Consider the following 5066-nt stretch of genomic DNA (forward strand, 5'->3'; position numbering starts at 1 on the left):
ATTAATTAATCTCATTATGAGAGTTAAAAATAATTTAATCATTTTAAAAATAAGATATGGTTATATTATCTTATTATCTTGACCTTCTGTGATAACTTAATGAATATAAAATAGAATGAAAGAATTTTTTAGCATAATTTTTTACTTTAAATAAAAAACAGTTAACCAACAAAACATTTTAAAATGATCAATTTATTAGATGCTAAAAACAAACTTTTTTTTACATATAGCTAAGCTATACTTTGTCAATAAAAAGACCCGTTTGACTCTATTTCATATTTATTTATGAATTTTTTTATTAATGACTTATCTGTGATAGGTAGCGTCATAGGATAAGTTGTGGGATGATAAGCAAGTCTTACAGGGGGCTTCGATGCGTAAATTAGCGCTGATATTGTTGGCTGTGTTTTGCTGGTTACAATATTTCACTATGGTTTGGTAAAAATGGTGTCCATGACTATTTGCGTATAAGTGTAAAAAGTGAAGTTGCAGCGCTAGAAACGTTGAATACGGACATTTAAAGTACGCAATAAACGTTTATTTTCTGAAATAGACGATTTGAATGAGGAACGCGAAGCTATTGAAAAGCGATCCCGCTCTGACCTTGGTATAATTAGACCTCGAGAGTCTTTTTATCGAATAGTGAATGAGAATGCTTTTCCAAACCATAAATAAAATTTTTAATTAATAATATTTTTTCCAGCCACAAAATTATTTAAAAATATTATGACGAAAAAGTAGTAATTCATAAGAAAACAGTCTAGATTAATGAATAAATTTATATCTAATCATAAAGTGAAAATTGTTGCTTTAATACCTGCCGCTGGTATTGGCAATCGTATGAAAGCGGATTGTCCCAAGCAATATTTGAAAGTAGCGGGAAAAACGATTATTGACCATACCATATCTGCTTTACTTAAGCAGCCAAGAATTTCCAAAATTATTGTTTCCTTAAATAAGGATGATATCTTTTTTCATCAATTAGCGATTGCTAAAAATGCAAAAATTAAAACAGTTGTTGGCGGTTGTCAAAGGGCTGATTCAGTTTTGGCTGGACTGAATTATTTCTCAGACAATTTACAGCTAGATCCCTGTTGGGTTTTAGTTCATGATGCAGCTCGACCTTGCTTACATCAAACTGATTTAAATAGTATTATTCGTTTTATTGATAGTAAACAGTCTTCTTATGGTGGTATTTTGGCAGCGCCAGTAAGAGATACAATGAAACGTTCAGTTCAAGGAAAAATAGATATTAGTCATACTGTTGAACGAAGTGAACTTTGGCATGCACTGACGCCACAATTTTTTCCTTTAGCATTAATCAAAAACTGTTTGACTCAAGCATTAGCGCAAAAAGCGGTAATTACCGATGAGGCTTCGGCGCTTGAATATTGCGGTTATCATCCTCAATTGCTGGAAGGTAGAGTGGATAATTTAAAGGTTACTCAACCAGAAGATTTGATGTTAGCAGAATTCTACCTTTCTAGCGCTTTAGAAGACTATTGTTAGGGAGTATAGTTCATGCGGATTGGACATGGATTTGATGTACATAAATTTGGTGGAGATGGCCCAATTACAATATGTGGAGTGAAAATTCCCTATGAACAAAGATTAATAGCGCATTCCGATGGTGATGTTGCCTTACATGCAGTGACAGATGCTATTCTTGGAGCAGCAGCATTAGGCGATATCGGTAAACTTTTTCCTGATACCGATCCGGCTTTTAAAGATGCCGATAGTCGCAGTTTGTTACGCGAGGCGTATTCGCAGGTGCTGAAAAAAGGATATTGTATTAGTAATCTTGATATCACAATTATTGCCCAAGTACCAAAAATGCTGCCATATATTGCTGATATATGCAAAAATATAGCCGATGATCTAGGTTGCCATATTGATGATGTCAATGTTAAGGTTACCACGACAGAGACACTTGGATTTGTTGGTAGAAAAGAAGGCATTGCTTGCGCAGCAGTGGTTTTATTAGTACAGGATAAGGATAATAGTCATGATGGTGACAGCACTTCAGTGACTGCATGGTAAACCAGTACCAAGAGGAGCAATAAAATTAACGGCTGAAGATTTTATTGTACGTGAAGATCTGGGATTTTCACCTGAAGGTGAGGGTAAACACTTGATGATGTATGTTAGAAAAAAGTCTAATGGTCAACAAATTTTGTAGAAAATCTAAGCGGCATTCTTTAGTTCATGATATTTTTGATGTGGCGTTAAATAACTAATAGTTGAATGGCGTCGATAATAATTATAAAACTGAATGTAATTTTCAACTTCATAGACAACAGATTGATGATTCATAAACGATAAATGGTTAAGCTTTTGCGTCTTTAAACTCCTAAAAAATCTTTCCATCACGGCATTATCTAGGCAATTACCTCGCCGACTCATGCTTTGATTTATTGTGCTTTCAAAGAGGTGCGCCCTAAACTCCTCCGATGAATATTACCAACCTTGATCTGAATGGAACATCAAACTTCTCGTATCCAGTAATTGCCGTTCAATGGCGTTATCTAAGGCTTCTTTCAGTATAGCTAAGCGACTTAATTTTGAGGACATTATTTAACAGCGAAGCAATTTCCCATTGGCTCTGGATCTGTATCGCGTTGGATTAATCAAATAGAGCCAAAAGCATCGAGTACGCGTCAGCGAAAAATCAATAAATCCGAGTTGATAAAAGATGTTGAACAATATCCAGATACTTACCAAAAAGAGCGTGAAGAGCTTTAAGTTGAGGTGAAATTTGAGCTTCTTTTAACAGAATCAAATTTTTATCTATGACTAATTTATTTAAAACTGAAGACCAGTTTGAGCGTTGCTGCTAAATATTCCATGAAACAATGCTTAATTCATCACTTTCTGAAAATAATGGCATCCCTATAGGTAAATCATCATCAAGCGTATATTTAGATACAGGTAAAATAGGCTTTACTGGCTGGCCAGTAATATAACAACGCACTGAATAAATTTTCTTTTCCACCTCAAATAACCCTTAAAAATCGAATATTTATTAATCTGTCCAATACATAGATAATAGATAAAGCTCGTCATTTAGACGCATAGTTGCATCTTAAAGTTCAAGAAAAATAAAAATAAAACAACTACTTTATAAAAAATATTTATATATAAGCCCTGTGATATTTTCACAGGGCTTACTTTCGATATTATTGGCGGTGCGGACGGGGCTCGAACCCGTGACCCCCGGCGTGACAGGCCGGTATTCTAACCAACTGAACTACCGCACCACACCCGATTTACTTCACTAACGGTCTTTCCCATTAGCCTTAAATTAAAGTCTGGCAGCTCCCTACTCTCACATGGGGAGACCCCACACTACCATCGGCGCTACGGCATTTCACTTCTGAGTTCGGCATGGGATCAGGTGGGACCACCGCGCTATTACCGCCAGACAAATTCTTTTCTATTTATCCCGTCTTATTTCACTGCCTTACAGTCTGTTCACCTACCTCAGTAACGAACACACCTCGGCCTTTAGCAAAATTCGACCATATTCAATCTCAAAACAAGCTAAAATTCTCTCTATCAAAACACCTTCGGTTTTTTGTCAGGTTAAGCCTCTCGGGTCTATTAGTACTAGTTAGAGCTCAACGTACGTATCGCTACGTTTACATACCCAGCCTATCTACGTCCTCGTCTTGAACAGCCCTTATAGGGCATTAACTGTGAGGGAAGCCTCATCTTGAGGCAAGTTTCCTGCTTAGATGTTTTTAGCGGTTATCTTTTCCGCACTTAGCTACCAGGACAATGCCCCCATTGGCATGAAAACCTGTACACCAGTGGTGCATTTACTAGGAGCAGCCCCGCCCGGCCCTGCCTTAATCTTCTATCGCCCACAACAGATAGGGACTGAACTCTGTCTCACGACGTTCTAAACCCAGCTCGCGTACTACTTTAAATGGCGAACAGCCATACCCTTGGGACCTACTTCAGCCCCAGGATATGATAAGCCGACATCGAGGTGCCACAAACACCGCTGTTTATCTCCGGAGTACCTTTTATCCGTTGAGCGATGGTCCTTCTATTCAGAACCACCACGGGTCACTAAGACCTACTTTTTTACCTGTTTGCGCCGTCACGCTCGCAGTCAAGCTGGCTTATGCTTTTGCACTAACCTCACGATGTCTAACCGTGATTAGCTGTAGTGGTCTAATAAAACTGTAGAGATTTATAGCTTATAATTAAGCAAAATCTTATAGGTATAAGTATGCCACGAAAAGTAAAAGTGACCTTTAGCGCAAAGCAAAAACTGGAATATGCAAAACTCATAGTTGAGGGTGGATATTGCTATATCCAAGTTGAAAAAATAGCCGGTGCGGCAAAATCTGCCGTATCGCGCTGTAAGCAACAATATCTTAGCGAGTTAAATAGGAATACGCCTATAAAATCAAAAGTGTTAAGGCCAGAGCAACAGCGCACACAAGAATTAGAAGTAAAACTTAAGCGTGCTCAGAGGGATAATGACATATTAAAAAAGCTGCGGTTTACTTCATCCTCGACAATCAAAACTCAAAATCGTGAAGCAAATGAAAATTATGTACCCCAATTTTACGGTCACTGAGTTATGCCACATTTTTGAAGTAAGCAGTAGTAGTTTTTATTATGAAACGAAAATACCGACAGTTGAAAATGAAAGGTTGTGTGGCAAAATCAAACGTATTTTTTATACATCGGACCAAACTTATGGCAAAAGACGTATCCAAGCTGAGTTAAAGGGTTTAGGGTGCCAGATTGGCACTTATAAAATATCAAACATCATGAAATTAAATCAATTAGTTGCAATTAGCCCAACGAAAAAGTATTACTATCCCTCATCGGGTAACGAACATCGATATGCCCCTAATTTGCTTAAACGACAATTTTCCCCTCAACAGCATAATCACTATTATGTCGGTGATATCACGTATATAGCTAAGCGACTTAATTTTGATGACATTATTTATATGAGCTATTCAATTGATTTAGACGTACAGTGATATTTACGATGGAAGAAGAAGGGTGGAGTATCCGAGAAACAGCGAAGCAATTTCGGATTG

The 5066-nt window shown here is 37.2% G+C and carries 5 protein-coding genes, 1 tRNA gene, 1 rRNA gene, 2 pseudogenes and 1 other annotated feature; of the genes and pseudogenes, 5 read left to right on the plus strand and 4 right to left on the minus strand.

Annotated features, from left to right (window positions below):
• Nucleotides 1-558 precede the first annotated feature (558 nt).
• From ARSQ2_RS14645 to ispF, 3 genes are all read left to right on the plus strand, one after another.
• Nucleotides 559-675, plus strand: coding sequence for an FtsB/FtsL family cell division protein (locus ARSQ2_RS14645; protein WP_420837730.1), 117 nt, complete (start codon nucleotides 559-561; stop codon nucleotides 673-675).
• A gap of 93 nt (nucleotides 676-768) precedes the next feature.
• The gene (gene ispD / locus ARSQ2_RS03570; protein ID WP_181994379.1) at nucleotides 769-1509 is read left to right on the plus strand and encodes a 2-C-methyl-D-erythritol 4-phosphate cytidylyltransferase; all 741 of its coding nucleotides are present in this window, start codon (nucleotides 769-771) and stop codon (nucleotides 1507-1509) included.
• 12 nt (nucleotides 1510-1521) lie between these two features.
• The gene (gene ispF, locus ARSQ2_RS03575; protein WP_181994380.1) at nucleotides 1522-2040 is read left to right on the plus strand and encodes a 2-C-methyl-D-erythritol 2,4-cyclodiphosphate synthase; all 519 of its coding nucleotides are present in this window, start codon (nucleotides 1522-1524) and stop codon (nucleotides 2038-2040) included.
• 144 nt (nucleotides 2041-2184) lie between these two features.
• Here the strand turns inward: ispF and ARSQ2_RS12425 are convergent.
• Nucleotides 2185-2547: pseudogene (locus ARSQ2_RS12425) on the minus strand (transposase); the annotation flags it as partial.
• Between the two features lie 45 nt (nucleotides 2548-2592).
• Between ARSQ2_RS12425 and ARSQ2_RS14650 the strand changes: the two are divergent.
• A pseudogene (locus ARSQ2_RS14650) lies at nucleotides 2593-2742 on the plus strand (IS630 transposase-related protein); the annotation flags it as partial.
• Nucleotides 2743-2833: 91 nt separating this feature from the next.
• On the opposite strand, the gene ARSQ2_RS03590 reads toward ARSQ2_RS14650, so the two are convergent.
• From ARSQ2_RS03590 to rrf, 3 genes are all read right to left on the minus strand, one after another.
• Nucleotides 2834-2992, minus strand: a complete 159-nt coding sequence (locus ARSQ2_RS03590; RefSeq protein WP_181994382.1) for a hypothetical protein — start codon at nucleotides 2990-2992, stop codon at nucleotides 2834-2836.
• Nucleotides 2993-3180: 188 nt separating this feature from the next.
• Nucleotides 3181-3257: transfer RNA gene (locus ARSQ2_RS03595), tRNA-Asp, on the minus strand.
• A gap of 49 nt (nucleotides 3258-3306) precedes the next feature.
• A 5S ribosomal RNA gene (gene rrf / locus ARSQ2_RS03600) occupies nucleotides 3307-3422 on the minus strand.
• 170 nt (nucleotides 3423-3592) lie between these two features.
• Nucleotides 3593-4324: a sequence feature (23S ribosomal RNA rRNA prediction is too short), on the minus strand.
• 232 nt (nucleotides 4325-4556) lie between these two features.
• On the opposite strand from rrf, the gene ARSQ2_RS03610 reads away from it, so the two are divergent.
• Nucleotides 4557-5006, plus strand: coding sequence for an IS3 family transposase (locus ARSQ2_RS03610; protein ID WP_238334299.1), 450 nt, complete (start codon nucleotides 4557-4559; stop codon nucleotides 5004-5006).
• Nucleotides 5007-5066: the final 60 nt, after the last annotated feature.

Source organism: Arsenophonus endosymbiont of Bemisia tabaci Q2 (assembly GCF_902713415.1).
In the GTDB taxonomy this organism is placed as follows: Bacteria; Pseudomonadota; Gammaproteobacteria; order Enterobacterales; family Enterobacteriaceae; genus Arsenophonus.

What these genes read in the sequence shown, in the direction of transcription:
- ARSQ2_RS03610 (WP_238334299.1), top strand. Translation starts at nt 4,557, where the DNA reads ATGAAAATTATGTACCCCAATTTTACGGTCACTGAGTTATGCCACATT.
- ispF (WP_181994380.1), top strand. Translation starts at nt 1,522, where the DNA reads ATGCGGATTGGACATGGATTTGATGTACATAAATTTGGTGGAGATGGC.
- ispD (WP_181994379.1), top strand. Translation starts at nt 769, where the DNA reads ATGAATAAATTTATATCTAATCATAAAGTGAAAATTGTTGCTTTAATA.